A 26,385-nucleotide genomic window follows, 5' to 3' on the forward strand; every position below is an offset into this window, starting at 1 on the left:
TTGGCGGTGCCAGCAATGGTTTGAAAAGAAGCTCTCGGCATCGCGGATGATCTGTCGGGCGCAAACGGCGATACGATCCTCAGCTGGAAGCAGGTGCTCGACAAAGCGAACGAGTGGTTCGAGCGGCAGGAGTCCGGCGGCGCTGGGATCGAAACCCGAGCATTTGCGAAACGCGGATTCGAAAGCCAATAATAATCAGGTTGGATTAAGTTACGCTTGCGTCAGGGAAAGTCCGATTTAAGGTGGGTGTCGGAGGGGGAGTGATGAAAGTGGTGGGGCGCTTCAAGGCATCCCTGTTGTGGGGCAGCCGTTGGCGGTACTTTGCCACCTGTTTGTGCGCCTTTGCGCTCGCTTCCTGCGTCGCTCCAAACCGATATATGGGCATCGCTTTGCTGCCAGGCGCGGCCGAGCCGACGCTGCAGAATCTTGCGGCGCGCGCCCGCGCAGGCGAAAAGGAAGCGCAGCTCGATCTCGGCATGAGGTTCGAGGAAGGCAACGGTGTCCCGCAAGATAAGGCGCGGGCGATGAAGCTCTACAGGCAAGCGGCGAGCGATAGCGGCGGGACGGTGTGGGTCTATATGCCCTCGCCCGGAAATGGCGTTAAGGGCCGAGTGGTCCCGGTCTATCGTGGACCCAGGCAGGTGGGGTTGGAAGACGCGAGGGTAATATCGAAAGCGCGGGACAGGATTCAGCATGGCAATTAATCCGCGTGTATTAAACGATATTTGGGGAAAATATCTATTCTGGTATCAGCATAGTTTATGGTTCAATTGGGTTTGGCTGCCAATATTTGGCGGCATGGCGATAGCGCCATTTTTCGTCCAAAATCAATATTCCGACATGTATGAAGTTATCGGAAAGTCTGAAATATTTAAAGTTACTGGAAAATTGAAAAAAATATATTACAGATCTAATCCATATATAAAGATAAAAACGAAATATTCAAACTATAATGCATACTGCACCATATCATTTAATTCAGTATCAAATTGTATAAATCATATCAATATTTCTGATAAATCAGATTATAATATCGATATGGCTAACTATAAGGGTTATAATATAATAATATCCATACGTGATAGATATGGAAAAGATATTTTATCTAGTGAAAGTCAACTTAGTAATATAAAATCTTCTTCTATTCAAATGTCTAAGAGGGGGTATTTAAGGCAGTCTATATTTGGCTTGGTTGCAGTTTTAATTAGCGCGTCGCCAATGAGGTATTTATTTACCATCAGATCCAGAAGAAGGAGAATGAAAGCAAAATCGGATACTAAATAAATCCTATGTAGGCGTTACCGAGGCTACGATTGAATATTTTTCATTCGCTGCCTCGGGCCCATCCACCGCTAATTCTGTAGCTGAACTTGCTGGAGCAATATCCGCCGATCCGACGTACCAGACTCTAGTGGGGCAGGCAGGTCAAGTTATCTTGAACAGCACTAAGCTAATGACCGATTTCGTTATTAGGTTGGTTTATTGATCCACCCTCTCGCTGAGAGCCGGATTCGGAAGTTTCTCAATTCAGGCAAAGCCTTGCGGTTCTGCGCGTGAGCATGCGTATTGAGGCGATGAGGGCCCAAGCGGTGGACGAGGCGATGGATCGCTCCCAGTCTTTTGCGAGCCGACGACAGCGCCCGAGCCAGGCGAAAGTCCGTTCGACCACCCATCTGCGGGGCAGCACCTGAAAGCCTTTCGCCTTGTCCGATCGCTTGATGATTTCGATCGTCCATTTGCCCATGCCAGCCAAGGCGGATCGCAGCTTATCGCCTGCGTAACCGCCATCGGCAAAGATGTGTCGCAGCCAGGGAAACCGTTTGCGAATGGCTGCCAGCACATCGACGGCCCCATCTCGGTCCTGAATATCGGCGGCATGTACGAGGATGAAGATGAGGAAGCCGCAGGTGTCCGTCAGGATATGTCGCTTCCGGCCTTTCACCTTTTTGCCCGCGTCATAGCCCGAAATTTCACCACTTTCGGTGGTCTTGACCGATTGGCTGTCGATCACTCCGGCGCTGGGCGAAGCTTCACGCCCTTCGATTTCCCGCAGGTTCATGACCAGCACCGTGTTGATCGCGTCGAACAGACCGGCATCGCGCCAGGCATAGAAATAGCGCCGCACCGTCGATATCGGAGGAAAGCACTTCGGCAGAAGCCGCCACGCACACCCACTCGCCGCGATGTACAGCATCGCGTTCAAAACCTCGCGCATCTCGGTAGTCCGGGGACGGCCACCTCGCCTCGCCGGTGGAACGAAAGGCGCTGCCAGCGCCCACTCCGCGTCCGTCATATCCGATGGATATCGCAAACCTTCCCGACTATGCTCACGCCGGGCAATACCAGTCCATGCCACCATCCACTCCATCTTGTCGCAAAGAGGCGTGAATCACAACATGCTGGTATTGCTCAACAACTTTCGGATCGGGCTCTGAGAGTGGTGAGCCCTTTTGCGCACGTTCAGAACTTTTTCAAGGTTCCAACTGTCGAATCTCGAAAAATTGTCGAACGCTATCGCGCCACGTTCCTGAACGCAGCGTAAGCGGGCCCTGCATATGCGCGAGGATTTTTCAGGGTAGTTTCGTGGCACCGGGTACAAAGGGTTCATCACTCGCAAGTGAGCGTGTAGCGCCTTCGGGCCCAGGTTCAATTTCACCTGTCCGATCTTCGGATATGTATGTTCTCGATCGATCCGGTTCCGACATGGTTCGTCCAGCGACTGACGACCAACCGACGGGCGGAGTGATCTGTAACGGTATGGGTGTGGGCCTGCGGTCACGCAACTTCGGTCGGCAGTGAGTTGCCCCTAACGAGCAAATTAGTGACCTGAAGGCTTTCTTCGATAGATTTGCCGGCGTTTGCAAAAAGCAGCTTCGCAGTGTCGCTCACCGAAAGCCGTAGCTGCCGAAGCCTTCGAGCTGGTTCACGCTGCGCTCGGCGAAGCCCTCGCTATAGCCACGCTCGACCATGCCGGTCAGCCGCCGCTCGCGGAAATTGACCACGCCGCCGGTGTGCTTGAACGTCGCCATCGCCCGCCTGAGCTGGTCGGCCTCGCTCGCGAAGAACCCGGCGCAGACCATCACCACCTGCATCGCTTGCTCTTGGAACAGCGGCACGCCCAACGTCTTGCCGAGCACCCGTTCCAGTTCAGGGGTCAGATAGTCGACCGTCTCGCGGCCTTTGCGCCGGGCGATATCGAGCGTCAGCCTGAGACGCCGGTCTGCCATGTTGGGGTTCAGTTCTTCGGCATGGTTCGCCTCGGTGCCGTCCATCGACCAGCCCCAGATCTGCGAGGACAGGAGCTCGATCACATCCTCGGGCAGTTCCATCGCCTTGCCGACATCGCGCAGCGCGCCCTTGGCGCGGTAGCGTATGACGGTCGAGCAGAGCGCGGCGCGGCGGCGGCCATAGGTCTCATAGACCCACTGGATCACTTCCTCGCGGCGCTGGTGCTCGAAATCGACATCGATGTAAGGAGGCTCGCGCCGCTCGGCCGGAGCGGCAGTGACAAGAATCCTATGATCAGGGTGCCGCGCGCGCTCGATGATGGAGGCTCGGGCGACTGGAAATCATAGATCGGCAGCCGGCTTGTGTGCACGGTTGAACGGCGCCGGAACGGCATCGGTAAGGCATGATGCGCTCGAGCCAGACCATCGATCGGCTGGCAATTGTCTACGAAACCACTGATGGCGCGTGCTATATCGACACCCGGTCCGCGTATCTGAGCAACATCGATATCGTCCGCCTCCACGGTCCCAATCGGCCGAATGCCGATGAGGTCCGTGGGGTTGGGCAGGAACGCACAATCCTGAGGATCAGAAGCTGCCGCGCAGCGTCACCATGACGTTCCGGGGAGAGCCGTAGACGTTATTCCAGGATGTGCCTCCAACTCTGGCAAAATACTTCTTGTCGAAGATGTTATTGACGTTGAGCGCAAGGTTGAACGCTGAAGTGAGCTGGTACTGGGCGAACAGATCCCATACCGAGCGCCCCGGTTCAACGAAGCTGTAGGGCACGGAGGGACCATCGAACGCACCGGTACCGTCAGTACCGCCGGTGGGATTCCACGTCCTGACCGTCCCTTCGGAATAAAAGCTGGATTGCGCGCGCACGCCGCCGCCCAGCGCAAGACCGGACAGGCTTCCTGGCAACTGGTAGCGGACCCAGGCGCGGAAGGAATGTTTGGGAATATCCGTGCTGATCCGGTTGCCCGCGTCGCTGCCGTAATCGACCTTGCTGTCGTCCAGGGTGTAGCCGATGTTCACCTGCAGGCGGGGAAGCAGTTCGCCGCTGATGTCGACCTCCACACCTTTGCCCTCGAACCGGCCGTCGCCGGCATAGCAGCAGGTCCTTCCGGGATTAGCGTCGTTGAACTGCTGATCGGCGTTGAGGAGCACCGCAAAGTTCTTGCGCAGCGTCCGGTAGACAGTGACGTTGCTGTTGAGCCGTCCGCCCCAATGCTCGCCCTTGATGCCGAGTTCGAAGCTGTTGCTGCTGGTCGGGCCGATCGGCTCATGCTTGGCCGTGTAGCGGTTGCTCTGATCTTCATACCCGCGCGTGTAGGTGAGATAGGCCGTGAAATCGCGAGCGAAATCATATTGTAGCGCTGCATAGGGAATGAAGATGCTGCTGTTCTTCATCCGGGAGCTTCCAGTCCAGCCGACGACTTCGTTCCTGTACCCCGACAAACGTCCGCCAAGGACCAGTTTTAGCGGGTCGAGAAGCTGGATTTGGCCGTAAAGATAGACGCCATACTGCGTGTTTTTCCCGACAGTCGTTCCTCTCAGGGTTTGCTGGTCTAGGCTGAAGGCATATTGGGAAGAATCGAAATTCGGCCACTCGATCTCGATCGTCCCGACCGACGCCCCGTCCGGGCGTCTGACTGTTCCACCAGCCATTTGCGTGGAATCGTTCTTGGTCCTGACATAGTCTGCGCCGATCACCAGCTTGTGGGTTCGTCCGAAGAGCTGAACGTCGCCCTGAATGTTGAAATCCGCCGCGAGGGCCTTGATCTCATAATCGCTGGTGGTCGGCGTTCCGAAACGGCTGCCGCGACCCGTCTGTGGGTCGACCGCGCCGACGTACCACACCGGCGCAATGAATCCGTCGACGTGGGTGTAGGACAAATTGAGCTTGGCTGCCCATGATGAGTTGAAATCATGCCGGATATTGCCGAAGATATTGGTGGATTCGCTGTCGCGCCTTACTCCTGTCGGATAACCGGTGCTCCGGGGTATCGGCAGCGGTTCGCCCGTGCTGTATCGCGGGAAGGTCGGCGGTGAATCCTGGCCGGAGCCGCTTACCTTGTCGTAGCTCGCGCCGAGGCTGAAGGTGGTGCGATCGGTCGCGTCCGCCTCGACGATGCCGTAGAGCGTCAGATATCTGCGGTGCGAGTTGTCGTAGAATTTCTCGGTATCGTTGTAGGATGCGACGGCGCGGGCTCTTATGGTGCCGGCCGTGTCCAGCGGCGCACTGATGTCGACCTCGCCATAATAGTTGTTCCACGATCCCGCCGACAGGGCGGTCTTCAATTGGAACGTGTCCAGCGGGCGCTTGCGCACCAGGTTGATGCTGCCGCCCGGCCCGCCATTGCCGGTGAACAGACCTTCCGGCCCGCGTACGAGTTGGATGTTGTCGTATTTGGCGAGGCCGGTGTTTGTGGAGGAATCGCCAATACCGGTTTTGATGGGGGACCCGTCCACTGTGATGCCGGTCAGGGAAAAGCCGCGCACGGAGTAGGCCTGATCGCCCCACCCTGCCTCATTGGCGTAAAAGGTCACGCCGGGCAGTTGCTGGATCGCATCCTGGAACTGGGTGAAACGCTGATCGTCGAGCTGCTGCCGGGACAGCACGGTGATCGATCTCGGGACTTCCCGAAGGGACTGCTCTATCTTCGATCCGGCGGTAACGGCGGGTGTGGTGTAGGAACCGGTGTTCTCGCTCATGCCGGGATAATGGGATGTCCCGGTCGCCGCGGAAGCCCCCTCGACCCGCACCGGTCCGAGCTGCACGGCCCCTTCGGATGTCTTCGGTGCACGTTCGACCGTGACCATGTTGCCGCTGATGCGGAAGGTGAAACCGGTCCCGCTGAGCAACTGGCCGAGTGCCTGCGTGGGCGCAAGCGTGCCGTTCACACCGTTGGTTCGAACGCCACGGATCATCCCGCCATCGGCCGTCACCTGATAGCCGGACTGGTCCGCGAAGGCGACCAGAGCGTCGGCGAGCGGCTGTGCCGGAATATTGAAGCTGCGCTCCGCTACGGTCTGCGCCTGCGCCATCGCGGGCGCGGCGATCGCGCCGGCGGCGGCTGTCCCCATGAAGACGGCACCCAGCAGCGAGCGCCGCACGTTCCAACCAGATCCCTTATGCCCCATTCCCCGTTCCGATCTCCAAATGCCAAGCCTGTGACTCACTGCGAATGCGTCGCATTAGTGAAGGTCACACTCTCAACGATGTGCGGGGGAAATTTTTCAGGAGAAATTTGTGCGATGCCTGTCGCACCGCGGAGAAGCAGCGGTTCGGGGATGCTCAAGGATCGGAGATGACAAGCAGGAAAGGTGTAATTCGGCGCACGATGCCTCCGTGCGGTTGGACGATGGCGGTGAGGGCGGCTGCAGGATCGGTCATGTCGTAGCTGCCGGTAACGCTCCGCCGGCGGAGCCGATTACCGGTGAGCATGATCGCGCCGCCATGATAGCGTCGCACATCGGCGATGACGTCGCCCAGGGGCCTGTCCACAACGACGAGGCGGTGCGCGGACCAACTGCCGATCGATGTCGGCGAGATTTCGCCACGCCTGGCTGAGCCGTCCCATGTGATGCGGGTCCACTGCCCGGCGGTGAGCACGGCCGAGGCCGGTGGCGTTCCGTTCGCGCCGTCGACACGAACCCGGCCGCGTTTCACGGCGACATCGGCGCCGCTGTCGCCCAGGCGGATATCGAAGGCCGTGCCGAGCACGGTCACACTGGCGGCCCTGGCCTCGACCCGGAATGGCCGCGAGCGATCGGTGACGACGTCGAAGAAGGCCTCACCGGAAAGCAGGCGGACCTGACGCCTGTCGGACGAATAGGCGACGCTGATCGCGCTTTCCGGGCCGATGCGGACGGTGCTTCCGTCATCGAGGCGGACGGTCCGCGCTTCGCCGGTGCCGGTGATATGGTCGGCCGAAACGTGCAGGATGACCTGCGGTACGGCCACCCACGCAATGACCGCGGCAGCCGCAACGGCGGCAAGCGCGCGCGCACTGGGCAATATCCACCTTCGCCGGGGAGGCGTGCCGACGATTGAGCGGGGCGTCGGCAGCGAAGAAACATCCTTCGTTTGAGCGAGCAGGCCGGAGACACGAACCGCATGCGCCCAGGCTTCGGCGTTGATGGGCTCGCGCTCCGTCCAGCGGGTGATTTCGTCATGCAGGTCAGCATCATCGGGAACTTCCTGCATGCGCACGGTCCATCCAATCGCGGTCTCGAGCGCTCGATTCCACTCCTGATCCCGGCCGGTCGTGCTCTCGGGGCCCGATGTCATGTCATCTCCCGGTTCGCGGATTTACGTGCGTTCATCACATCTGCATGCCGCATTCTCGTAACGATGCAGAAGGACGATTTTTCAGGACTATTTTCGGATGGCGTGGTCACGGACGGCGAGGAACACGCTTGGCGCAATGGGTCTTGCCTTCGACGACGAGTGCATGAGCGAGCCCGATCGAGATTCCTAGTCGCTCGGCGATCTCGCGCAATTTCAGGCCTTCGACGGCATGCAGCGTCAGGGCCAGGCGCGTCCGTTCCGGAAGTTCCTCGAGCCCAGTGAGAACGCATCGGAGCTCATCACGGGCGATCATCTCGGTCTCTGCGGACGGTGTCTCGTCCGGGATCAGTTCGGCGATATCCGCGATGTCGCCGCCGTCGCGCCGCGCTTCGCGCTTGCGGACGCGGCTGATGTCGATGGCGAGATTGCGGACAATGCGAAACAGATATCGGCGTGGTTCCGCCAGCGCGCCCTTGCGTTCGATGGCGGCGATCCGCTCCCAGGCGTCCTGAACGACATCCTCGGCCCGGGCATGATCGTCGAGGATGCGATTGGCATAGTTGACCAGCTCGCCGCGATGGGCGGCATAGATGCCAAGCGCCTTGTTCTTTCCAGGCACGATCGTGCCGCCCCCTCTAGCCGGTCGCCCGATCAGGAGCGCCTGTCGTCAACCACCACTTGCGACGAATTCGCAATAAATCGGATAGCGGAGGACATGGCTTTGGGCAACTGTGTGACATTGCGGGCAGCGGTGCCGCGGCGCGACCGGGGCGATCAAACGAGCAACCGTTCTGCTGACAGTCTGCTGTGAAGCTGGACGGCTGCTTCTGCCGTCGTTTACGGGACCGGTAACATCGATCTCGCCGCGGTTGTTGTTCCAGGGTCCACGCTGTCGGGACTGCTGTTCGCATGGTCCGCCACAAAAACTTGGCGACGAACTATGGCACAATCAAAAATTTCCCCGCAACGTCACGGTGAAACTTCGAGGCTGCCCATATTGGTTTGATCCGCCGACATTCCCGAACTTCGCCCAGTAACGCTTGTCGAGCAGATTATCGACATTAGCGGATAGCGACAGAGAGTCGCTCAATTTGTAGCCGGCACGCAGGCTGACCAGCGCATATCCTCCTTGTCTCAGGATCGCGGTGCCCCAGTCGCTGAAGAACGAAGATTGATAATTGAGGCCTCCTCCCACCGAAAGGCGGTTTAGCCGCGCTTGCGGCTGATAAGTGGCCCAGAGCTTTATAAGATGTCTGGGTGTCCCGGTATGGAAAATGGAACCTTCACGTTTCGTGGGATCGCCGGAACTGTCCCGGTCATGGGTATATTCATTGTCATTGTAGGTATAGCCGGCCGCGATTTGCAGGTCCTGGACCAACTCGCCGCTGATATCGAATTCGATGCCCTGGCTGCGAACCTCGCCTCCGCTTATGGAAAAGCAAAAGCCATTGACGCATGGATGTTCCGGATCAGGGATCGCGCGATTGCGCTGTAATATCTTGTAGAATGCCAGCGACGCGTTCAGCGCACCTTCGAAGAACGCTCCCTTTATGCCCAGTTCATAGTTGGATCCGACGATGGGCTTGAGTCCACCCCCATCCCACGTGAGGCCATCCTGCGGCTGGAATACATCAGAATAGCTTGCGTAGAGCGATAGAGTCTCCGTGAGATCATAGGTTGCGCCTGCGTAGGGCGTAACCACGTCGGACTCTCTTTGCGAGGACGAGCCGAATGCCCAAACCGCATCAGGGTTGTACCGGCTTTCCCTTTTCCACCAACTCACACGTGAGCCCAAGATAAGCTTAAGCCTAGCAACAGGATTCATCCGCAATGATCCGTAGATGCCGGACTGCTTGCTACTATATACTGGAGCCATGAATATAGCGGTGTTCAGGGGTGGTTCTTCTATAATATACGGATTCCAATCGAATATGTTCATTGTACCGATTCTTCTTCCAGAAAGCATATTATAGCCTCCGCGCTGGGTTCTTGTCGTGGCGCCGAATATGAGTTCCTGTTTGCGTCCGAACAGCATGAACGGTCCATTGGCGAACACGTCGAAGCCTAGCTGCAGGCTGCGATAGTCCCGCATGGGCGTGCTGACGCCCCAATTCCCAAGCGCTGTCTGCGGATCTATCCCCAGTCTGACGTCTCCACTGATGCCGCCGCCATTCGAGTTGCTGAGACCACGCGTATAGTTCGCCAATGCGGTGATCTTCCACTCGCCGCTCAACCTCTGCTTCACCTCCGCGAATGCATATCTGTTACGGAAATTATAATATGTCCACGCGAGGCCAAGGTAAGTCGAGCGCGGTAGCCCGATATCAATTCCACCGCTGTAGAAGGGAATGTTCTGGCCACTCGGCCCATCGAGCCACTGATACGCACCCCCGATTGAGATCAGGGTGTCAGGTGTGAGATCGCTCTCGACCACGCCGTAGATCGCGCTGCGCTTCTGGTGAACGACATCATAGAAATAATCGTTCTCCTGATAGGCTCCTGCGAGCCGTGCCCGCAATCTTCCGTCCTTGCTGATGGGACCGGTAATATCTATCTCGCCGCGATAATTGTTCCACGACCCCGCGCTGATTGCAGCCGAGAGAGATGTATTCGCCAGCGGCCGTTTCCGGACGAGATTGATGGAGGCAGCCGGATTTCCGGCACCCTGGAATAGCCCATTCGGGCCACGGAGAACCTCGACGCGATCATACATGATCATATCGGGACTGGCCGTGGCATTTACGTCGTCATTGCCATTGTTGATGGGCACGCCATCCACAAGCAGCGAATCGATTTCGAATCCACGCGACGAATAGGAAGCGCGGTTTGCATCAAAAGACGTGACCGATATCCCGGTTGCTTGTCCGAGCGCTTCGGTTAGCGTCCGCAAATTCTGGTCTTCGAGACGTTGACGCGTGATGACGCTCACAGACTGAGGAACATCACGCAAGGACTGTTCGGACTTGCCGATCGTGAGCGCGCTCGACGTGTAAGAACCCGTGCCTTCTGTGCGCGCCGGACTGTTCGATGCGCTGAGTCCATTGCCGGAGCGTACGCCGCTGGCGTTGGCACCTTCCACCCGCACGGAACCAAGCTGAATGGCACCATCTGAAACACGCGGCGCGACTTCCATCGCCACCGTATTACGGTCTATCCAGCGCCAGGTCAGTCCCGTTCCGGCGAGCAGGCGGCTGAGCGCCTCGGCCGGGCTCAGCCTTCCGGATATAGCGGAGGAACGCTTGCCTTCGAGGAGGCTGGTTCCGGCGGTCACCTGCACGCCGGCCTGACGGCCGTATTCCGTGATCGCGCTGCGGAGCGTCTGCGCGGGGATCTCGAAATTGCGCGCTTCGTTCTCGCTCCTCTGCGCATGGGCGGGCATCGCCGCTAAGCCTCCTGGCACTGTCGCCAGTAATAAACTCATATAGGTGGCAATTCCGCGCCCACCGAACCCCCGTTCGCGCATTTGTGATCCTTCCTTTCGCGGGGATCGTCTGCGAACGATTCCCATTAGCAACAGGGAACAGACGCGAGCGCGGCTGGATTTTTCAAAGTTGCCCGAAAAAAGTTCTGGAAGACGTCCTAACTGGCTGAAACAACGAGCAGATAGCGGGTGATACGGGTCACTTCGCCGCCATAGGGATGGACGATAGCGCGCAATGCCGCGGTCGGATCGCGGATGTCGTACACCCCCGTCACTGGCTTTTGTCCCAGGTCTCCGCCGCGCAGGACGATAATCCCGCGATGATAGCGACGGAGCTGCGCGACGACGTCGGCGACGCTCGCGCCGTCAACCATGATGAGGCCGTCCCTCCAAGGCGCTATGCGAGATGTCGGGACGTGGTCTCGCACCAGCCTGCCGGAGGCAGCGTCGATGCGCGCATGGTCGCCGGGTGTAAGAAAGCTCGCCTCCGCAGCGCCCTTTCGCTCTATCTTCACCTTTCCGCGTTGGACCGCAACGTCGACGGCACCATGGCCAAGGCGAACGTCGAATGCCGTGCCGACGACAGTGACGTCGACGCCGCCGGCATTGACGACAAAGGGCCGGGCTTTGTTCGGGGCAATGTCGAAGAAGGCCTGGCCGGTGCGCAAAGCGATGCGTCGGCTGTCGCGGCTATAGTCGACATTGATGGCGCTGGCGGTGTCGAGATGCACGGTTGAGCCGTCCGCCAGCGTGATCTTGCGCACTTCCCCGGTCGCGGTGGCTTGGTCGGCGCGCAACGGGAGCCCAAGCGGCGACATGACGACAAGGGTGGCCGAAGCGGCGGCGGCGAAGCCGCCGAGCATTAGCCGACGGCGGGTCGGCGTCCGTTTGCGATGGGCAGAATTGTGCTGCCGCACGGCTTCGGCGCGAGGCTGTGTGGCATGGACGGATGGAACCGCATTCATCAGTTTCCATGTCTTTTGCGCCTTGCGCCAGGCACGGGCGTGCGCCTCGCTTCGCGCTATCCAGGCATCGAGTTCGGCCTGGTCATTTGGGTCGGGCTTGGCGCCGTGCATTCTGATGGACCAGTCTAATGCCTCGTCCCAGATGCGGGGATCTTCTTCGCTACTCATGGTCGGCCCCTGTCGAGGTGGTCCGTCTATGGGCAACAGACGCATGGAGACGGCCGATTTTCATTTTGCGTGCGTGCGAACTCATGCCTCGTCGTCCGAAATCGCATTTGCGCAGTGGGTTACCGCCTGTTTGATGAGGAGGTGAACGAGGCCGACGGAGATGTGCATGCGGGCGGCGATGTCCTGCATGGTGACGCCGTGATAGTTATAGAGCTCGAATATGGTGCGAGTGCGCTCAGGCAGTGCCGATAGCGCGGTTTCGACCGCGCGCAACTCGTCTCGGTCGAGCGCATGCTGTTCGGGCGAGGGCAGGGGGCTCGCCACCGTTTCGGCATCTGGATCGCCTGGCGCTTCGATAGTTTCGCTAGTGCGCTGCTTGCGAAGGAAGTCGATCGCGAGGTTACGGACGATGCGATAGAGATAGCCGACGGGATGGGTTACCAGTCGGGACCGTTCCTGATCGGGCGGTCGGTTGAAGCGCAGCCATGCTTCCTGCACGATATCTTCCGCGTTTCCGCGGTCGCCGACAAGCGCCGTCGCGGACTCCACCAGTGTCGCGCGGTGGGCGTGCCAGATCTCGAGTTTTCGCGCGTCGTGTCGCATGTGCCAGTACCGTCTCTCGTTCCGCCGATAACGGATCGACGTGCTTCGTCTCAGCAGAGAGTGAGTTATCTAGCGAAGATGCGAATCGTTCTCAAGCATCGCCCCGCACGCGCTGCGGCCAGTTTGTCGGCTTACGGTTCAATCCTCTGGGCAGGACGGCTGATGATCCAACCGGCACAGCATAGCAGCGCAAAAGCTACTGCGAGCGCAAGCACTGCGTCGGGGTGCGCACCAAGGAGAAACAGCGCGTAGCCGAGCGCGATGCCGCCACATGCGGCGACCTTGGCATGGCGGGGGATGGCACGCTGCTCTCGCCACATCCGCAGCGAAGGCCCGAACCGCGGGTGGTCGAGAAGCCAGACTTCGAGGCGCGGAGAGGATCGTGCAAAGCAGCCCGCGGCGAGGATAAGGAAGATCGTCGTGGGCATCAGCGGTAGGAGTGCGCCGATAAAGCCGAGGCCGACACAAAGAATTCCTCCTGCGAGCCAGGCGAGGCGAAGGTGGCGCCCTCGTTCGGGTTCAGGCAAGTCTTGCATCGACCAGTGACTGCACGCGTGCGAACGCAGCCTGCGCGCCGATCGTTGCCGATTGCCTGTCCTCGGCAGTCAGGTCGATTGCGCCCACTGCCTCGGTGAAGGCGCGCCATTTGGCCGCCGGGCCCTCGGGCGCCGGTGCGAGGTGGCGGGCGCCATGGTTGTCAGACAGCCCGAGCTTGGCGGCTTCCTTGCGTAGCACCGCCGTACCCAGATTCGAGCCTTCGGCAACGTAGAGCCATCCCAGGGCCTTTGGCATATCTGCAGAAATCCCTGCCGCGAATGCGGGTGGGTCATCGACCTCTGGAATATCCAGGCCGAGGTCCTGCAAATCCGCCGCTATCAGATTCAGTCTGCGCCGTCCGGCAAGATCGGGCAGCACAGCGGGAAGTGCGGGATCGTCATAAAGCGCGTCGATGTCGCGATGGAACAGATACTGCAGTGTGGCGAACCGGCCGTAGCCGGCCAGCGTATCGAAGGCTGCGGCAGCCCTGATCGACGCATCCAGATGCTCGTGCGCTTTGCGCGTCACCGCCCGCAGGGCCTTGATCAGGGACGCTTCATTCAGGCCGGTCATTTACACGCTTTCTTATGGATAGAGGGTGTCGTCCCGAAGGAGGGCTCAATTGTCGGGGTTTCGCGCCGTGACGATCCAGGAGGCGCCGTCGATCATCACCGAATGCTCACCCGGTTTCGTGGCAAAGGCTGCCCGCACGGCGTCGGCCGCCCGCGTGCGGATATCGCCGGGCTGATCGGCGAGGAGGCGGGCGAGTTGACCAACTTCAAGAGCCATGGCCAAGGCATCGTCGATCGCCGCCTCGCGCGTCTCACCCGGGCCGAATGGAATGGCATGATCGGCCGCATCGATGCCGATGTCGGCAAAACCGGCTCCACCCAGAATCCGGGTCAGGCGGTCCCGATCGCTGAAGGAGAAGGGGCCGGGAGCCTCAGGGTGCGGCCGCGGCGGTAGCGGCACGATGTCTTTCACGGCGTCGAGCGGCAGGCGTCCCCAATCATTCTCCTGCGCTGTCCGCCAGCAGACGAAAGCGAGCCGACCGCCAGGTTTGAGGGCCCGCCGCAAATGGCGGAACGCGCCTACAGGGTCGTCAAAGAACATCACGCCAAAGCGCGAGAACAGAAGATCGAACGTCCCGTCGTCGAGCGGAGCGGTGGCCGCGTCCGCAAGGCGAAATGAGACGGGCGCGTGCCTGGGAGCAAACTCCCGCGCCTTCGCGATAAGCGGCGTGGAGATGTCGATCCCGAGGACATGACCAGCCGGTGTCACGCGATCGGCGAGCGCGAAGCTCGTCGCCCCGGCGCCGCAGCCGATATCGAGCACCTGTTCGCCTTAGACGGGCGCGGCTGCCGCGATCGCGGCATCGCCGAAGAGTTTCAGCATGGCATCGAGGCGAACCTGATTGGCAACCCAACGGTCGCCATTCGCGCCATTCCAGTCAGCGGCCTGGTCGACATTTCGCTGCGACATGCGATCTCCTTATTGCGAACTATTCGCAAATATGATAGATCGGGAGAATAAGGCAAGGGGAGAAGCGACCCGAAGGAGATGATGCCCCATGAATGCGCAACGCGACCGTTCGATGTTGACCAGCCTCCCCGCCATCGCAACGATGCTTCTGGGGCTCATGCTGCTCGTCCTCGCCGTCCTGCGTTGGCGCGACAATGGTTGGGGCGCTCTGGTCTGGCTCGTGGTCTTCATCCTGATGTGCGTGATCCGCACTCCCCACAGCATGCGTAATCGCGCCAACGTCGTGATCGAGGCCCGAAAGGATGCCGCTGAAATCGTGCTGCTCGCAGCCATGTTCCTCGCGATGATGGGACTGCCGCTGATTCAGCTTGCGACGGGTCTGTTCGACTTCGCCGATTATGCGTTGCCGGATTGGGCGACCGTGATCGGCGCGCTGGCGCAGATTCCATTCCTCTGGCTGTTCTGGCGCAGCCACGCCGATCTGGGACGCAACTGGAGCCCGGGACTGGAAGTCCACGACTCGCACGAGTTGGTGACCAATGGCATTTATGCCCGTATCCGCCATCCCATGTATGCGGCGATCTGGATTGCGACGCTGGCGCAGCCGCTGCTCATCCACAACTGGATCGCGGGCTTTCTCGTCGTACCGGCCTTTGCCGCGATGTGGTTCATCCGGGTGCCCAACGAGGAAGCGATGATGCGCCAGCGGTTCGGTGACGCGTGGGACGCCTATTGCGCGCGGGCCGGCCGGTTGCTTCCGAGGCGAGCGTCATGACCATCTACGTGAGAATTCCAGCCGACCAACCGTCTCACCAATTGCGGGAAGTCGTGGCGGCCGCCGCACGCTGCTGGCGCTCCGCGCGTGATGCCGGCGCGCCGGTGCAGCAAAGGCTCTATGCGATGCTGGCGCCGCGCGATTTCGATATGCTGGCGCCCGTGTTCGACAGTCTGATGCGCCTTTGCGAGGCGTCGCTCGGGCGGCCTGTCGCCGCTGGTGGTCCGGCTCTCTCGGACGATGAGCGCTTGCTCGTCGGGCTCCTCGATGGATCGAAGGTCCGCACCACTTGTGTCGAATGCGCTGACGGCATCGCGTCGGCATTCGACTGCGCGATCCGGTCGACCCGGATCATGCTGACGAACCCCATTACAATATTGGCGGGTTCGAAGGCATGACAATCGACATGATCGAGACGATCGCCGACCTGGAAGGGGTTGTAGGCAAGACGCCGCCGCCGATGCATCTCAAAGTGATCCACCATCTCGACCAGGGCGCCTTGCGCTGGATCGCACAGTCCCCGTTGATGTTCGCGACGTTCGGCTCGAGCGCCGGCATCGGCGTCACCCTTGGGGGTGATGTGCCAGGCTTCGTCAGTGGAACGACGCATGAACTGAGGATACCGCTCGACGCCTTCGATGATCCGCGGCTGGCCGTGGCGGAGGCCGCATTCGGTTCTCTGTTCCTCGTGCCGGGCATTGGAGAGACGCTGCGGGTGAACGGGCGGGTGAAGGCCATCGAGAGTGGTCATGTCCATGTCGCGATAGAGGAATGCTACGGCCATTGCGCCAAGGCCCTGATTCGCTCCGATTTCTGGAATGGAGGGCCTGTCGAGGCGCCTGAGATTCTTGGCGATTTCGTCGCCGCCTGCCGGTTCATGGGCCTCGCGACGAACGGGTCCGAAGGACGCGCTGACCTCAGTCCCAAGGGCGATCCCGCCGGCTGCATGGCGCAGCTTGACGGTGATCATCTGTGGTTCGCGGATCGGCCGGGCAATCGCCGCGTCGACAGTTTCCGCAATCTCATCGAACAGCGGAATATGGCTTTGATCCTGCTGGTCCCCGGCTCGACCAGCGTCGCTGTCCTGCGTGGTCGTGCCACTCTCACGACGGACGAGGCGGCCCGAAAGCGCTTCGTGGTCAAGGACAAGCTGCCACTGCTTGCGATCGGGGTTGAGGTGGAGGGGACCGCGCTTCAGTCCAGCGCAGCCCTCTCACGCGCGCGCCTTTGGCCCGTGCATGCCACAAGCGATATCGATCCGGCCAAATTGTTCATTGAGCATATCAAGCTCAACAAGGTGGGTGGGATCGGCGCTGTGCTGGCCCGTGCCAGCCTTTCCGTGCCGGGCATGACCGGGTTGGTCAAGAAGGGGCTCGACAAGGACTATCGGGACAATCTCTATTGAGCCTTCATGCAGGTCTTTCGCTTCAGACCTCCCATCGCGGCGAAGCGCGATCCACAACGGCGATTTGCTTGCCAAGACGAGATTTGGTGCCGCAGCGATCAAGCAAAGTGCAAGTTTACGGCGGTTACTTACTTTGCACGCTGGGCCCGCCAGTTTCCGTCCTTTCGCTGGGCGATGCGCCAAGTTCGAGCTGCAACCTTCGTACCCTTGCCCGTCCGATAATCCGGTATCATCAGCAGGACTGTGTCGCCATCCTTGCGCCATTCGGCGATGACGGTGACCCCATCCCCGAATTCGACAAGGCATTCCGGTTCGGGTCTCGCATCGTCCCCCATGACAACCTGGCAGCCCGGATAGGCGTGGCTTTCGGGGAAGATGACATGCATGGACAAACCTGCCTGGTGCAGTCCCTTGCGAGACTTTCCATTAATAGGCGAGCGTGTCACATGCGATCAAGGCGGTAGTTCGGCGGCGCGGATGTGGCCAGGCGTGAAGTTCATCTGCCTTACCCGTTTTGCGCGCTGCATGTACTCTCGTCGACCAAGAACAGGTTTGGTGACCACTGAAGGAGAATGTCATGGTAAAGGCACCCCAAGCATCTACTACAACCAAGGCGCGCGCGGCAAAGGCGCCTGCCAAGCCCAAAGCGCCGGTCAAGGCCAAGGCGGCGATGAGAGCGAAACCCGCATCCGCGACGCAGAAGGTCACCAGCGATGGAGGGACGCTCCATACCAGCGTCGATAGTGCCGCTCGCGAGAAGGTGGCGGAGGCGCTGACCAAGGCGGTCGCCGACAGCTACACGCTTTATGCCAAGACGCTGGGCGTCCACTGGAACGTCGTTGGGCCCGCTTTCTTCGGGCTGCACAAGCTGACCGATGCACAATATAACGAGTTGCATCAGGCGGCCGATGCCATTGCGGAGCGCATCCGCGCGCTCGGCAAGCTTGCGCCGACCGGGAACGAAACATTCCGTGCGCTGACGGTGATCGAGAATGAAGCACCGCACAGGCCGACAAACGAGATGATCGCCGAGCTTGCCCGCGACAATGAGACCGTGGCGCGCCGCATGAGCGAATTCGCCGAACTTGCGGACAAGGCTGGCGATCTGTTCAGCCATGACATGCTCGTGGCACGTATCGGCGTCCACGAGGAGAATGCCTGGATGCTGCGCTCGAGCCTGGCGCAATAGGCAGACCCGGTTGGGCTTTGCGGTTGCGGCGCTCCCGTCGCGGCGTTAGAGACGCTGTTGCGAACGTCTCGCAACTGGTGATTCCCTGTCCGTCCACCGCTGCCCGACGTGTTCGCAGTCGGGATGGCAGGTTTGACGCACGAAAGCATGGCATTGCGGCTCTATCGCTCGCACCGCGCGGCGCTGGTCGACTATGCCAAGGGCATCACCGGCAGCCGCGCCCATGCCGAAGATGTCGTTCAGGAAGCGTGGTTCCATCTTGATCGCAAGGGCGACGATCCGGCGATCCGCGAGCCGATCGCCTATCTCTACCGGATCGTCCGCAATCTCGCGGTCGACAGCATCCGCCGGTTGCTGCGCGAGCGGACGCGGTGCGGTGTGGATATCGAGGAAGCGGCCCGCCTCGTGCCGGATGAGAGTCCCAGCGCCGAGGCGACGATCATCGCTCGCGACGATGTGAGGCTCGTGTTCGAAACGCTGGAGGATCTCCCCGAACGACAGCGCATCGCGATCGAGATGTATCGCTTCGGCGGCTTCAAGTTGCGGCAGATTGCCGAGCGACTGAACGTTTCGATCGCGCTCGTTCATTTGCTGATCGCACAGGGGCTCGAAGCGTGCGATCGTCGGCGCAATGAAGAATAGTCGCCGATGTCCGCAACGTCTTTGAAAAATGGCCCTTCGGCAACGTCTCCCGTACATGGAGGTTTACTCTCCCTTTTGGCGCCGGAGAATGCGTCCATGGCTGTGGGTTTGCCCTTCGGGAGCACACCCGATGACAACTGATCGCGATCGCATGAGGAGCGACGCCATCCGCTGGTTGATGCTGCTCCGCGAAGAGCCGGAGGATGAGGCATTGGCTGCCGAGTTCGAAGCCTGGCGGAAGGCCGACCCGGCGCATGCCGCAGCCTGGGACAGCGCGAACGAGACCTTTGCTGCGATTGGGGACACGCCGCCCGCCTATTCGCACTATTGGCGGGAGAGCGCGGCGCCCCCGATAGCTGTGTCCCGCCCGGGTGCTGGTCGCCGGTGGACGCGGGCGCTTCGTCGGCGGCCGGTGGCTTGGGTCGCGGGACTGGCGGCCGCCTGCATCGCCCTGATGGCCGCGCCGGATATCGACCTGCGCCTTCGCGCCGACCACCTGACCGGGGCGGGCCGGATCGATAGCGTAGCACTGGCCGATGGGAGCCGGGTCGCGCTGGGCCCCGACAGCGCGATCCAGGTTGCTTACAGCGGCAACGCGCGGGCCGTGCGGCTGTTGGCCGGGCAGGCATGGTTCGAGGTGGCGCCGGACGCCCGGAGGCCGTTCACGGTGCGTGCTCGTGACATCACGACAACGGTGCTCGGCACCGGATTCGACGTGCGCATGATTGGCGGCAGGACGTCGGTCTCGGTCGGTCATGGCCGGGTCGAGGTCCGTGACGATGGGGTCGTACCCGCTCGTGCGAGGACGCTTGATGCGGGGCAATGGGTGCGCATCGGCGAGGACAAGGCGATCGTCAGCGGTGCCGGGCGCGTCGATCTGGCGGGTGGCTGGCGCAAGGGTGAGGTGCAGGTGATCGACCGTACGATTGCCGAAGTGATCGACGAAATCCGCCCCTGGTACAGTGGGAAGATCGTGCTCGCCAACCGGGCTCTGGGCAAGCAACGGGTCACAGGCGTCTACAAGATTGGCGATCCCGGCGCGGCCTTGCAGGCGTTGGTGACACCCCATGGCGGCAGCGTCAGGCGGGTGACGCCGTGGTTGCTGATCGTCTCTGGCGCCTGAGACGGTCAGGCTGCCCGCGCCGTAGAGCGCCGACGAAACTATTTTTCGTCCTTTTCTGAAAATTGCCCGTTGGCCAGCGTCGCCCTTTTGAAAGGCTGTTGCGACGCATTCGCATATCGCGGCCTCATGGGCGAATGGAGGTTGATCGAATGACTGGGGGCAATCGGAATACAAGTGGCGCGCGCGGTGCACTGGCCTGCATGCTCCTTGCTGCCAGCGCGCTGAGTGCGTCCGGCTTCCCGACGGTTGCATGGGCGCAGGCGGAGGCCACGCAGCGGACTTTCGATATCCCGTCTCAATCCTTGCCTGAGGCCTTGATCCTCTTCGGTCGTCAGTCAGGGCTCCAGGTGACGGCCGATGCCGATCTTGCCAGTGGCCGCCATGCCAGCGCCGTGCGGGGCACCATGTCTCCCGCCGAGGCCTTGAGCCGCCTGCTTGCCGGGACCGGACTGACCTTCAGGTTCACGGGATCGAGTACCGTGACGCTCGAACCGGCGCCGCGATCGGCGGATGGCGCCGTTCAGCTGGGGCCGGTGCGCGTGGAAGGGGCAAGCCACGGTGCTGCATCCTATTCAAGCGGATCGATCGCGACGACACTGACGGAAGGGTCGCAATCCTACACGGCGCAGGCCGTCGAAGTGGGCGGGAAGACGGCGCGCGCGCTGAGGGAGATCCCGCAGTCGGTGACTGTCATGACGGCGCAGCGCCTGCGTGATCAGGTCATCACCACCACCGAGGACGCCTTGCGGCAGGCGACGGGTGTGACGGTCACGGACGGCTCCGGCTACCCGCTCGAGTCCTTCTCCGCCCGCGGTTTCGGGCTCGGCGTGCAGTCCGATGGTGGCGCGCCTGGCGTGAGCAACTTTTGGTACAACACCGGACTGCCCGATGCCGCAGTCCTCGACCATATCGAGATTCTGCGCGGCTCGGATGGTCTGTTCGCGGGGAGGGGCGACCCCGGAGGAACGGTGAATATGGTGCGCAAGCGCCCGCTGGACCACAATCAGGTTTCGGCCGATCTGCTCGCGGGAAGCTGGAACCGCTATCGCGGCGCCGTGGACGTGACAGGGCCGATCGGCTGGAACGGGCGCTTGCGGGGCCGCGCGGTCGCCGCCTTCGAGGACCGCGATTTCTTCTACAAACCGTCCAGTATGAACAAGCAGGTGTTCTATGGGATTGCGGAAGCCGATGTGACCGCGACCACGCTGCTGACCTTTGGCGGCAGCTATGAGAAGCGGGAGACCCGCGGCGCCTATGCGGGCACGCCGCGCTCCGTGACGAGGGACGATCTCGGTCTTTCCAGGGACGAATGCCTTTGCACGGACTGGTCGTTCCGCGATTACAAGACGAGCGAACTGTTCTTGCGGCTGGAGCAGAAGATCGGCGGTGACTGGACGCTCAAGGTCAATCTCACGCGGCAGCGGCAATCCTATGCGTATGAACTTGGCTACCCGCTGGGCACCGTCAATCCGGTGACCGGTGCAGGACCGCTCCTGGCGGGGAGCCGCACGGATGTTTCCAATCTCTCCAAACTGGCCGACGTGACCATTGACGGCAGCTTCCGCGTGCTGGGATTGAAACATGACCTGCTGGCGGGGATCAATTACCAGGACATGTTCAGCGACGGCACCGGTGTTTCCCTCTACCCGACGCGGCCCCCGGCCGATGTGTTCAACTTCGATCCCGCCGGGTTTCCAAGACCGGCGACGCCGGGCAGCTATGTTCCCCTCCTGCCATTCGGTGGTCAGAAGCAGTTCGGCGCCTATGCGACGCTGCGGTCCCACATAACCAATAGCTTGCGTGTCACCGCCGGCGTCCGTTTGAGCAATTATACGTATGACTACGCCGCCGGACGGCAGCGCTATGAAGATAACGGCGTCTGGATACCTTATGGGGCGGTGAGTTTCGATGTCTCGAAGTCGCTCACCTTGTACGGCAGCTATACATCCATCTACATTCCGCAGGGTGGCAATCTGACGGCGACGGGTGCCCAGCTGCCACCCGTGCGCGGGAATACCATGGAGATCGGCGTCAAGGGATCGTGGCTCGACGGAAAGCTGAACGGGTCGCTTGCGGCCTATCGTATCGATCGGAGGAACGGAGCGGCGTTGGATTTCACGTCACCGACGATCCCGGGCTGCTGTTATGTCGCATCCAGAGCGATCCGCGCGCAGGGCATCGATGCCGAACTGGTGGGCGAGATCCTGCCCGGCTGGGAGATGTCGATCGGCTACACCTACAACGAGAACAAATACCGTTCCGGCTATGGCGCATCGAACGGCGCCGCCTATTTTCCGCGCACGCCGCGCCATATGCTCAAGCTTTGGACCATGGCGCGCATGCCGGGGAATTGGTCCGCTCTCCGGCTCGGCGGCGGTATCAATGCGCAATCGAAGACCTATGTCGCAGGATCGGCGAGCATCATCGACGCGAGCGGAACCATCACCGGTACGACGCCCTATCAGTTCACCCAGGGCGCATATGCTGGTGACACGCCTCGAAGAGGAGACCCGGATCGGCAAAGGCGGGACCCTGGCGGCGCAGCTGTCGCGGCTCGATCTGATCGTGCTCGACGAGCTTGGATATCTGCCGTTCGCACGCTCGGGAGGGCAGTTGCTGTTCCACCTCATCAGCAAGCTTTATGAGCGCACCAGCGTCATCATCACCACCAACCTTGCCTTCGGCGAGTGGCCTACCGTCTTCGGGGATCCCAAGATGACTACGGCGCTGCTCGACCGCGTCACCCACCACTGCGATATCATCGAGACGGGCAACGACAGCTGGCGCTTCAAAAACCGCAGCTGACCGCTACCTTCGGCGCCTTCAAAAATCTATCTTGCGCTGCGCGCGCCTCCGGTCGGGCTACGCCCGCCCTCCGCCGCACGCAGCGCAAGGCCATCTTCAACAAACCAACATCATATCCGAAAAAGGGGGTCCCTCTTCGACGCCGATCGGGGGTCCCTTTTGAACGCCGTTTGACAACGCAGGCCACCTACAACTCGTGCTCCCTGCGCGCAAAGAAATGGTGCAGGGGCCGGCGCTCGAGGCGTTGCGCGAGGCCTGCGAGGCGGCGATCTTCCGCACCGTCGCCCGCAAGGGTCACCATCGGCTGTCGCATGCCCATTGGCTGCGGGCCAAGGCGCTGGGCGTGTTCCTCCCTGAAGCCGCACCCTGGCTGTCGGTCTGGACTCCGCGCACCGCGGAAGCGGATAGCACCATGTTCGGCGAGCGGGTGGCGGGTGAACCGATGATCCTGATGCCGACGGACCAGGCCCATATCGAGCAGTGTGCCGAGCGCGCCCTCGCGTCGGGACGTCTGCACGGCGCGACCCCAGTCGAGCCCGTCGATGAATTCGCGGGATACGCCTGGTATGACGAACTTCCGCGAGTGCTCGGATGGTCCTTCCGGGTCGACCAGGGCGAAGGCGACGTCTTCGATTATGCGGCTGACACGCAGCTGTCGCAGGTCGTGGTCTCCGGGCGCGTCGATGCGATCGAACTCGAAATCGCCGTGCAGGCGTCAGCCGATTCCGGCGAACCTGCCGAAATCCTCTCGTTACCGGCGGATGTGCTGATTATTCCCGATGACTGCTCGAACGATCTCGATAACGTCACCATCCTGCTCAGCGCCGACTGTGCAATCACACCCAGCGAACTCGCCTACCTGCTCGAAGCCGCCTGTTTCTATCACGACGACGATTGCGACGCCGACAGCTATCATACCCAGCAGGCGACATTCGATATGCAGGCGCGCTTTGCTGCGAACATGTTGCTGCTCGGCGAGGATGCCGCAATCCTTGAGCGAGTCCGCGAGGCGATCCGCGAGCATGTCTCCTGGCTGATCCCCAAGGACCGGGCGATTAGGATGCAGGCTGTCAACTATCTGGTTGAGGCCAGCTTCGCGGACAATGACGACGGGGCCGCTCTCGGCGCCGCCGAATAGCCCATTCTCTTTCCGGCCTGCCCGGCGCGTCATCACGCGCGCCGCGGCACGCCATGTCCATGAGGAATCGTCCCATGACCCAGGCTCCTCCATTCAGGAAGATTTTCGACGGCGTCGCGACACGCGAGCAGATGTTCGAACTGTTCAACCGCGTTCCCGATTGTTCGTTAGAGGATCGCATTTCGGGGAAGGCTTTTGAGAATAGATGGTTCGAGATTGAACTCGAATCCTACGAATCCATGCTTGAGGAACTGCCGCCGCTCTTCATGCGCGCCGGGATGTTTGCCTGGTCTGAACTCAAGGCCGGTTTCGTCGGTTCGGTCTTCTTCGCCATCACGATCGGACGCAAGCGCTGGTTTACCGGTTATTGCAATCTTGGAGATCGCCATAGCCCCGACGCGATGCGGGCGGCAATCATAGCCCATGAGACAGCCGCCGCTCCGGGCATGACCCGCGAACAGAAGCTGGAACTGATCTGGTCGCACACGCATCCTGATATTCGTGGTCTTGCAGGCGAGGCCGATCCCGATGCGTGGCCCCCGGAAGACCGGGGCAAACGCACGATCGTCATTTGTGAACCGGACGGCGGTTCCGCTTTGAAACTGCTCGAACGCCTCACCGATGATGAGATCGACCACCGGCTGCCGTCGGGGCCGGCGATCTAGCCTGCCGGGTGCTGTTCCATCCTTTCCATCCAGGAGCTGAAAGATGGCCAATCACTATCTGCAAACGGCGTTCGCCATTCCGCTGATGCCGCAGGAAGCAATCCTGCTCAAGGAATGCTTCGCCGTATCGACCCAACTGTCCAGCGACTTCGCCGAACTCCCGTCTAACGGGATGCAAGCGGTGAAGACCTATTACGCGTCGCTCAGCGAGGGATTCAGGAACACCTTTCCGAACAAACCGGAGGAGGAGGATCCTTTCGCGGACTTTCTCGATCTCTGGTCGGATCCGGGCTTTCCCGAGTTCGATGCCGATCTCATCATTCAAGGCGACCCGGAGGCCAAGACACAGTTCGCGTTCATCAGCGGCCATGAAGCCGACGTTCCGGCCCTCGCATCGCTGATCCAGAAAGTCTGCAAATCCGCGCTGCCGTTCGGCTTTCAATGGGCGGAGGTGGCCGACAAGGACATCGCTGACGGTTTCGGAGGCGGTTACTATGTCGTCACCGATACTGAGATATTCGGCGGCTCGACCCGGTGGCTCATGAAGGAGACGCTGCAAACATTGCGAGCTGGCGCGACATGAAGCCGCTGCTCAAGCAGCCGTGCAACGAATGCCCCTGGCGCCGCGATCATCCCGCCGGCTGGCTGGGCGGCTACCGGCCGGAGGATTTCACGCAGCAGATCCAGTTCGACGGGCCGCCGCTGCCTTGCCACAAGACCATTCCGGGCGATGGCAGCGATGCCCGCGCGATGTGCGCCGGCGCACTCATCTTCATGCGCAACAGCTGCAAAGGCGCGCATCACCCCGAATATGGCGACGCGCTCGATATGATCGAGCCGGATACTGAGACAGTATTCGCCTGGTCACAGGAGTTTATCGACCACCATAATAACCCGGCGCATTGGGTCGAGAACGTCCGGGCTCGGATGATGAAGCGCCCCTGAGACCGCCAATAGCTCTTCCATCCCCGACATAGCACCGGACACCTCGTGTGCCCCGTCTGGTCGCACCCGCGAAGGAGATTCCGATGAACGACGATCAATTCGACGCGCTGGTCGATGACGCTACCCATGCGGTCAACACCCTCATTCCCAACACTGTGCTGGACGGTCTGCGCGATAGCGAAAGGTCGGATCTGCTTTTCCAGATCAATGACGCGCTGACACCGATCCTGCGCGAAGCGATCGACAGGACCGATAGCGACAATCCGACCCGCGCCAGCACGATTGCTGCCCTAATCTGCGAGCTGCTGGAGACTCATGCCAAAAAGTGCGACGAGAGCGGCGATTGCAAGGATGACCGTCCGCCCCATGTAATTTCGGAAATCCATGGCACAAGCGCCAATATCGACAGCATCGCAAGCTGCGATATCCAGACGGGGACGCAGATCTACCTCGTGCTGGGCGATCGTTCCGCCTTCCGCATTACCGTGGAGGCGGTCTCCACATGATCGAGATGCACATGGGGCTTCGTGCCCTGAGGCAGATCGCGCTCGCTGCCGACCAGAGCGAACGCGACGTCGTCAGGACGGATGTATCCGATATCCTTGAGCGCGCCGGTTGGGAAAATTCGGCGCGCACCGTCATCGACAGCATCGGTTGCCCAGTCGTCTCCCACGATGCCGCCTCCGACGATCAGGAAGACCCGTCACAACAAGGCTGATCCCGCATCGGCCATGCCCGCCTACCGGGCAGCAAACCTTCCCCATCTCAACCTCATGGAGGATATCATGGCCCAACTGTCTCCCCTTCGCGAGCGTTTGGCGAGCGCGGAGCACGCATATGCCTGCGCGATTCAGCGCCGTAGCGCCACCGGCCGCAACCAGTATGTCATCCGCACCGGCAGCCCGATCCAGCCGTTCTGCGTGACGGAGACGCGCCCGGCGAAGGACGAAAATCTCGTACTGCACGTCGCCTGATACCAATCCCATCGTCGTGGAGGC

At 60.9% G+C, this 26,385-nt stretch carries 27 protein-coding genes and 3 pseudogenes; 17 read left to right on the top strand and 13 right to left on the bottom strand.

Going from position 1 to position 26,385, the window contains the following annotated elements:
* Positions 1–377 precede the first annotated feature (377 nt).
* Both SCLO_RS01965 and SCLO_RS22790 read left to right on the top strand, forming a co-directional pair.
* A complete protein-coding gene (locus SCLO_RS01965) occupies positions 378–704 on the top strand; it encodes an SEL1-like repeat protein (RefSeq protein ID WP_066518546.1) in 327 nt (108 codons plus the stop codon).
* A complete protein-coding gene (locus SCLO_RS22790; RefSeq protein WP_123905432.1) occupies positions 694–1,284 on the top strand; it encodes a hypothetical protein in 591 nt (196 codons plus the stop codon). Before SCLO_RS01965 ends, SCLO_RS22790 begins: the two co-directional genes overlap by 11 nt.
* A 238-nt stretch (positions 1,285–1,522) precedes the next feature.
* On the opposite strand, the gene SCLO_RS01970 is transcribed toward SCLO_RS22790, so the two are convergent.
* The 12 genes and pseudogenes from SCLO_RS01970 to SCLO_RS23740 form a co-directional block, all read right to left on the bottom strand.
* A complete protein-coding gene (locus SCLO_RS01970) occupies positions 1,523–2,359 on the bottom strand; it encodes an IS5 family transposase (protein WP_066522512.1) in 837 nt (278 codons plus the stop codon).
* A gap of 532 nt (positions 2,360–2,891) precedes the next feature.
* A pseudogene (dnaE2, locus tag SCLO_RS01980) lies at positions 2,892–3,491 on the bottom strand (error-prone DNA polymerase); the annotation flags it as partial.
* 324 nt (positions 3,492–3,815) lie between these two features.
* Complete coding sequence (locus SCLO_RS01990) at positions 3,816–6,347, bottom strand: TonB-dependent siderophore receptor (protein WP_231923316.1); 2,532 nt, start codon at positions 6,345–6,347, stop codon at positions 3,816–3,818.
* Positions 6,348–6,528: 181 nt separating this feature from the next.
* Positions 6,529–7,524 (bottom strand): FecR family protein, encoded by a 996-nt coding sequence (locus tag SCLO_RS01995; protein ID WP_066521340.1) that lies wholly within the window; start codon positions 7,522–7,524, stop codon positions 6,529–6,531.
* A 106-nt stretch (positions 7,525–7,630) separates the two neighbouring features.
* Entirely contained in the window at positions 7,631–8,143 is a 513-nt protein-coding gene (locus SCLO_RS02000; RefSeq protein WP_066521338.1) for an RNA polymerase sigma factor, read from the bottom strand.
* Between the two features lie 330 nt (positions 8,144–8,473).
* Complete coding sequence (locus SCLO_RS02005) at positions 8,474–10,987, bottom strand: TonB-dependent siderophore receptor (protein WP_169800582.1); 2,514 nt, start codon at positions 10,985–10,987, stop codon at positions 8,474–8,476.
* A gap of 116 nt (positions 10,988–11,103) precedes the next feature.
* Entirely contained in the window at positions 11,104–12,078 is a 975-nt protein-coding gene (locus SCLO_RS02010; RefSeq protein WP_169800581.1) for a FecR family protein, read from the bottom strand.
* 81 nt (positions 12,079–12,159) lie between these two features.
* Positions 12,160–12,681, bottom strand: a complete 522-nt coding sequence (locus tag SCLO_RS02015) for a sigma-70 family RNA polymerase sigma factor (RefSeq protein WP_066521330.1) — start codon at positions 12,679–12,681, stop codon at positions 12,160–12,162.
* A gap of 131 nt (positions 12,682–12,812) precedes the next feature.
* Positions 12,813–13,217 carry a YbaN family protein gene (locus SCLO_RS02020; RefSeq protein WP_066521327.1) on the bottom strand — a complete coding sequence of 135 codons (405 nt, stop codon included), beginning with the start codon at positions 13,215–13,217 and terminating at the stop codon, positions 12,813–12,815.
* Complete coding sequence (locus SCLO_RS02025) at positions 13,201–13,791, bottom strand: biliverdin-producing heme oxygenase (RefSeq protein WP_066521324.1); 591 nt, start codon at positions 13,789–13,791, stop codon at positions 13,201–13,203. The genes SCLO_RS02020 and SCLO_RS02025 overlap by 17 nt, the downstream gene beginning before the upstream one ends.
* 45 nt (positions 13,792–13,836) lie before the next feature.
* Positions 13,837–14,553 carry a class I SAM-dependent methyltransferase gene (locus SCLO_RS02030; protein ID WP_231923317.1) on the bottom strand — a complete coding sequence of 239 codons (717 nt, stop codon included), beginning with the start codon at positions 14,551–14,553 and terminating at the stop codon, positions 13,837–13,839.
* A gap of 9 nt (positions 14,554–14,562) precedes the next feature.
* Positions 14,563–14,700 (bottom strand): hypothetical protein, encoded by a 138-nt coding sequence (locus SCLO_RS23740; RefSeq protein ID WP_231923318.1) that lies wholly within the window; start codon positions 14,698–14,700, stop codon positions 14,563–14,565.
* Positions 14,701–14,857: 157 nt separating this feature from the next.
* Between SCLO_RS23740 and SCLO_RS02035 the strand changes: the two genes are divergently transcribed.
* Genes SCLO_RS02035 through SCLO_RS02045 form a run of 3 tightly spaced genes read left to right on the top strand, consistent with a single transcriptional unit; the run spans position 14,858 to position 16,880 of the window.
* Positions 14,858–15,475: a protein-S-isoprenylcysteine O-methyltransferase gene (locus SCLO_RS02035; protein ID WP_217998862.1), complete on the top strand. Its 618-nt coding sequence runs from the start codon at positions 14,858–14,860 to the stop codon at positions 15,473–15,475.
* Complete coding sequence (locus tag SCLO_RS02040; RefSeq protein ID WP_123905433.1) at positions 15,472–15,873, top strand: hypothetical protein; 402 nt, start codon at positions 15,472–15,474, stop codon at positions 15,871–15,873. The genes SCLO_RS02035 and SCLO_RS02040 overlap by 4 nt, the downstream gene beginning before the upstream one ends.
* On the top strand, positions 15,870–16,880 hold the full coding sequence (locus SCLO_RS02045) for a pyridoxamine 5'-phosphate oxidase family protein (protein WP_066521321.1): 1,011 nt from the start codon (positions 15,870–15,872) through the stop codon (positions 16,878–16,880). The genes SCLO_RS02040 and SCLO_RS02045 overlap by 4 nt, the downstream gene beginning before the upstream one ends.
* A 128-nt stretch (positions 16,881–17,008) precedes the next feature.
* On the opposite strand, the gene SCLO_RS02050 is transcribed toward SCLO_RS02045, so the two are convergent.
* A complete protein-coding gene (locus SCLO_RS02050) occupies positions 17,009–17,266 on the bottom strand; it encodes a hypothetical protein (RefSeq protein ID WP_066521320.1) in 258 nt (85 codons plus the stop codon).
* A gap of 191 nt (positions 17,267–17,457) precedes the next feature.
* Here SCLO_RS02050 and SCLO_RS02055 point away from each other — a divergent pair, with 191 nt between their 5' ends.
* From SCLO_RS02055 to SCLO_RS02110, 12 genes and pseudogenes are all read left to right on the top strand, one after another.
* Entirely contained in the window at positions 17,458–18,069 is a 612-nt protein-coding gene (locus tag SCLO_RS02055; RefSeq protein ID WP_231923319.1) for a Dps family protein, read from the top strand.
* Positions 18,070–18,201: 132 nt separating this feature from the next.
* Positions 18,202–18,711 carry a sigma-70 family RNA polymerase sigma factor gene (locus SCLO_RS02060; RefSeq protein WP_197705124.1) on the top strand — a complete coding sequence of 170 codons (510 nt, stop codon included), beginning with the start codon at positions 18,202–18,204 and terminating at the stop codon, positions 18,709–18,711.
* Between the two features lie 130 nt (positions 18,712–18,841).
* Positions 18,842–19,834 carry a FecR family protein gene (locus SCLO_RS02065; protein ID WP_169800580.1) on the top strand — a complete coding sequence of 331 codons (993 nt, stop codon included), beginning with the start codon at positions 18,842–18,844 and terminating at the stop codon, positions 19,832–19,834.
* A 200-nt stretch (positions 19,835–20,034) separates the two neighbouring features.
* A pseudogene (locus SCLO_RS23750) lies at positions 20,035–22,272 on the top strand (TonB-dependent siderophore receptor); the annotation flags it as partial.
* 46 nt (positions 22,273–22,318) lie between these two features.
* Positions 22,319–22,639, top strand: a pseudogene (locus SCLO_RS24360) (ATP-binding protein); the annotation flags it as partial.
* A gap of 217 nt (positions 22,640–22,856) precedes the next feature.
* The gene (locus tag SCLO_RS02080; protein ID WP_231923320.1) at positions 22,857–23,777 is read left to right on the top strand and encodes a hypothetical protein; all 921 of its coding nucleotides are present in this window, start codon (positions 22,857–22,859) and stop codon (positions 23,775–23,777) included.
* Positions 23,778–23,908: 131 nt separating this feature from the next.
* Positions 23,909–24,442 (top strand): DUF1419 domain-containing protein, encoded by a 534-nt coding sequence (locus SCLO_RS02085; protein WP_231923321.1) that lies wholly within the window; start codon positions 23,909–23,911, stop codon positions 24,440–24,442.
* Positions 24,443–24,485: 43 nt separating this feature from the next.
* Complete coding sequence (locus tag SCLO_RS02090; protein WP_021244092.1) at positions 24,486–25,025, top strand: hypothetical protein; 540 nt, start codon at positions 24,486–24,488, stop codon at positions 25,023–25,025.
* Entirely contained in the window at positions 25,022–25,387 is a 366-nt protein-coding gene (locus SCLO_RS02095; RefSeq protein ID WP_021244093.1) for a DUF6283 family protein, read from the top strand. The genes SCLO_RS02090 and SCLO_RS02095 overlap by 4 nt, the downstream gene beginning before the upstream one ends.
* 83 nt (positions 25,388–25,470) lie before the next feature.
* Entirely contained in the window at positions 25,471–25,893 is a 423-nt protein-coding gene (locus SCLO_RS02100) for a hypothetical protein (protein WP_021244094.1), read from the top strand.
* A complete protein-coding gene (locus SCLO_RS02105) occupies positions 25,890–26,105 on the top strand; it encodes a hypothetical protein (protein WP_021244095.1) in 216 nt (71 codons plus the stop codon). The genes SCLO_RS02100 and SCLO_RS02105 overlap by 4 nt, the downstream gene beginning before the upstream one ends.
* A 67-nt stretch (positions 26,106–26,172) precedes the next feature.
* On the top strand, positions 26,173–26,361 hold the full coding sequence (locus tag SCLO_RS02110; protein ID WP_031290719.1) for a hypothetical protein: 189 nt from the start codon (positions 26,173–26,175) through the stop codon (positions 26,359–26,361).
* The last annotated feature ends 24 nt before the right edge of the window (positions 26,362–26,385 follow it).

It is taken from the genome of Sphingobium cloacae, from assembly GCF_002355855.1.
Taxonomy (GTDB): domain Bacteria; phylum Pseudomonadota; class Alphaproteobacteria; order Sphingomonadales; family Sphingomonadaceae; genus Sphingobium; species Sphingobium cloacae.

What these genes read in the sequence shown, in the direction of transcription:
- SCLO_RS01965 (WP_066518546.1), top strand. Translation starts at nt 378, where the DNA reads ATGGGCATCGCTTTGCTGCCAGGCGCGGCCGAGCCGACGCTGCAGAAT.
- SCLO_RS22790 (WP_123905432.1), top strand. Translation starts at nt 694, where the DNA reads ATGGCAATTAATCCGCGTGTATTAAACGATATTTGGGGAAAATATCTA.
- SCLO_RS01970 (WP_066522512.1), bottom strand. Translation starts at nt 2,359, where the DNA reads ATGGTGGCATGGACTGGTATTGCCCGGCGTGAGCATAGTCGGGAAGGT.
- SCLO_RS01995 (WP_066521340.1), bottom strand. Translation starts at nt 7,524, where the DNA reads ATGACATCGGGCCCCGAGAGCACGACCGGCCGGGATCAGGAGTGGAAT.
- SCLO_RS02005 (WP_169800582.1), bottom strand. Translation starts at nt 10,987, where the DNA reads ATGCGCGAACGGGGGTTCGGTGGGCGCGGAATTGCCACCTATATGAGT.
- SCLO_RS02010 (WP_169800581.1), bottom strand. Translation starts at nt 12,078, where the DNA reads ATGAGTAGCGAAGAAGATCCCCGCATCTGGGACGAGGCATTAGACTGG.
- SCLO_RS02015 (WP_066521330.1), bottom strand. Translation starts at nt 12,681, where the DNA reads ATGCGACACGACGCGCGAAAACTCGAGATCTGGCACGCCCACCGCGCG.
- SCLO_RS02020 (WP_066521327.1), bottom strand. Translation starts at nt 13,217, where the DNA reads ATGCAAGACTTGCCTGAACCCGAACGAGGGCGCCACCTTCGCCTCGCC.
- SCLO_RS02025 (WP_066521324.1), bottom strand. Translation starts at nt 13,791, where the DNA reads ATGACCGGCCTGAATGAAGCGTCCCTGATCAAGGCCCTGCGGGCGGTG.
- SCLO_RS23740 (WP_231923318.1), bottom strand. Translation starts at nt 14,700, where the DNA reads ATGTCGCAGCGAAATGTCGACCAGGCCGCTGACTGGAATGGCGCGAAT.
- SCLO_RS02035 (WP_217998862.1), top strand. Translation starts at nt 14,858, where the DNA reads ATGCTGCTCGTCCTCGCCGTCCTGCGTTGGCGCGACAATGGTTGGGGC.
- SCLO_RS02040 (WP_123905433.1), top strand. Translation starts at nt 15,472, where the DNA reads ATGACCATCTACGTGAGAATTCCAGCCGACCAACCGTCTCACCAATTG.
- SCLO_RS02045 (WP_066521321.1), top strand. Translation starts at nt 15,870, where the DNA reads ATGACAATCGACATGATCGAGACGATCGCCGACCTGGAAGGGGTTGTA.
- SCLO_RS02050 (WP_066521320.1), bottom strand. Translation starts at nt 17,266, where the DNA reads ATGCATGTCATCTTCCCCGAAAGCCACGCCTATCCGGGCTGCCAGGTT.
- SCLO_RS02055 (WP_231923319.1), top strand. Translation starts at nt 17,458, where the DNA reads ATGGTAAAGGCACCCCAAGCATCTACTACAACCAAGGCGCGCGCGGCA.
- SCLO_RS02065 (WP_169800580.1), top strand. Translation starts at nt 18,842, where the DNA reads ATGACAACTGATCGCGATCGCATGAGGAGCGACGCCATCCGCTGGTTG.
- SCLO_RS02080 (WP_231923320.1), top strand. Translation starts at nt 22,857, where the DNA reads ATGGTGCAGGGGCCGGCGCTCGAGGCGTTGCGCGAGGCCTGCGAGGCG.
- SCLO_RS02085 (WP_231923321.1), top strand. Translation starts at nt 23,909, where the DNA reads ATGTTCGAACTGTTCAACCGCGTTCCCGATTGTTCGTTAGAGGATCGC.
- SCLO_RS02090 (WP_021244092.1), top strand. Translation starts at nt 24,486, where the DNA reads ATGGCCAATCACTATCTGCAAACGGCGTTCGCCATTCCGCTGATGCCG.
- SCLO_RS02095 (WP_021244093.1), top strand. Translation starts at nt 25,022, where the DNA reads ATGAAGCCGCTGCTCAAGCAGCCGTGCAACGAATGCCCCTGGCGCCGC.
- SCLO_RS02100 (WP_021244094.1), top strand. Translation starts at nt 25,471, where the DNA reads ATGAACGACGATCAATTCGACGCGCTGGTCGATGACGCTACCCATGCG.
- SCLO_RS02105 (WP_021244095.1), top strand. Translation starts at nt 25,890, where the DNA reads ATGATCGAGATGCACATGGGGCTTCGTGCCCTGAGGCAGATCGCGCTC.
- SCLO_RS02110 (WP_031290719.1), top strand. Translation starts at nt 26,173, where the DNA reads ATGGCCCAACTGTCTCCCCTTCGCGAGCGTTTGGCGAGCGCGGAGCAC.